Annotated in this window: 3 protein-coding genes; all 3 read left to right on the top strand. The window is 34.2% G+C overall.

Annotated features, from left to right (window positions below; all coding sequences use genetic code 11):
- Positions 1-39 precede the first annotated feature (39 nt).
- The 3 genes from EW028_RS24315 to EW028_RS24305 all read left to right on the top strand — a co-directional run bounded on the left by EW028_RS24315 (position 40) and on the right by EW028_RS24305 (position 1,716).
- Positions 40-390, top strand: a complete 351-nt coding sequence (locus EW028_RS24315; RefSeq protein WP_227745020.1) for a YolD-like family protein — start codon at positions 40-42, stop codon at positions 388-390.
- A complete protein-coding gene (locus EW028_RS24310; RefSeq protein WP_131522761.1) occupies positions 383-736 on the top strand; it encodes a YhjD family protein in 354 nt (117 codons plus the stop codon). The genes EW028_RS24315 and EW028_RS24310 overlap by 8 nt, the downstream gene beginning before the upstream one ends.
- Positions 737-813: 77 nt before the next feature.
- Positions 814-1,716, top strand: coding sequence for an ATP-dependent DNA ligase (locus EW028_RS24305; protein ID WP_227745019.1), 903 nt, complete (start codon positions 814-816; stop codon positions 1,714-1,716).
- Positions 1,717-1,808: the final 92 nt, after the last annotated feature.

The raw sequence follows: 1,808 nt of genomic DNA, 5'->3' as shown, positions 1-1,808 counted from the left end.
TCTAACTATATATAAACAAAGAATGAGGTGTACTAAATAGTGGGAAATACAAAAATATGTCTTGATAACAACAAAAAGTGGGCATCCATGATGATGCCTGAACATTTGGATGTTCTCAGGGAATACAAACAAGATACTACAATACAACGTCGAGACTTAAACGAATGGGAACTAGAAGAAATACAACAAACAATTGATCAAGCGTTTAGTCAGCATCTAGACATTAAATTAGAAGCGTGGCAAGACAACAAAATCATACAATGGACTGGAACTATCAAATCAATTAATTTTAATACTAATGAACTCATACTTGATACACTACTTAAAACAAAACGAATTCCAATTCAAAACATACAGTCAGCTCAATTAGAAGCTGATTATTATGATTAAACCTGACCAACGCCAGCTTTTACACAAATATTTGCTGATGGAACTAGCAATTAAATCATTGCAGATTGATTATCAGAAAACGGAACAATTTAAAATGAAAATTGTATTTCTCCCCCTTATGGATGCACTTTTAAAAGATTTGCGTCAAGAATATTTTGATCTCAAAAGGCAACTGGCGCAACAAAAGATACGGGTCATAGGATGGACTAGTGTAGATGAATATTTCAGCGATGTACAAATAGCAACTGCTGGCAATGATGTTGTGCTTCGATATGCCAACCAAGCACTAAAGACTCAAGTAGAAAAATTATTGATCAATCATATTAATGAGAAGATGAAATTGTAATTGCCATCAATCCCTTGATTTACATGTATTTTTGTCTTGTTTACCATGAGATAATGGTACATGAGGGGGAATAGGTAATGTTATTTACTCCAATTAAACCAATGTTACTTCACATGGGTAACAACAATGAAATAGATGATGATCCAAATTGGATTTACGATATAAAATGGGATGGTTGGCGCATCCTTTTGCATAAAGAAGGGGATAGAGTCGAGGCTTTTACCCGTCATGGTAATAACGTGACAGCTAAGTTTCCTGAACTTCAAGAGGTTGGCCGTTCAATTCAGTCACATACAGCAATTATTGACTGTGAAGGTGTAGTTCTTCGAAATGGTGTATCTGTATTTGATGATTTTGCATATAGAGGCAGACTTTCTAATACGAGTAAGATTGAGCAGGCTACTTTAACTCATCCAGCTACATTCATTGCTTTTGATTTACTAGCAACGGATAAACTTCATATACAGCAACCATTAGAGCAACGAAAAGAAATTCTATCATCAATAATAGAACCTTCTAATAGCATGCTTGTTACACCTTCAATAACAGGTAACGGCAACAGTATTTTTCAACTAACCAAAGAAAAAAATATGGAAGGTATTGTTGGAAAACGAGGTAATTCAACATACAAAACAAATCACCGTTCACATAAATGGTTAAAATATAAACATTTCAAAATTGCAGATGTTGTGATTCTAGGGTACAAAGAAAATCCTTTTACAATGCTTGTAGGTATACAATTAAGTAATGGTAATTATAAACCACTTGCTAACGTAGAGTTTGGGTTCAAACCTGAAGAAAAAACTGCATTCAGAGAAATTGCTAAACAAATCATTACCAAGGTTGAACGAGATGTGACGTGGATAGAACCAAGGTTGTATTGCAAAGTTCAATATTTGGAGAAAACAAATACAGGGTCACTACGAATTGTATCCTTTAAAGGATTTAATTTTGATAAAGTACCTGAAGAAATATACTAAAAACCAGGAGCTCGAATGAACTGCACCCCGTCAAGTAGACAGTTGAAATAATAAAAAATGTATTAAGCGGCTTGAGTCCTGAATTCTAACGG

It is taken from the genome of Lysinibacillus sp. OL1, from assembly GCF_004332175.1.
Lineage (GTDB): Bacteria > Bacillota > Bacilli > Bacillales_A > Planococcaceae > Lysinibacillus > Lysinibacillus capsici.
This window is presented reverse-complemented; position numbering and strand designations above follow the sequence as displayed.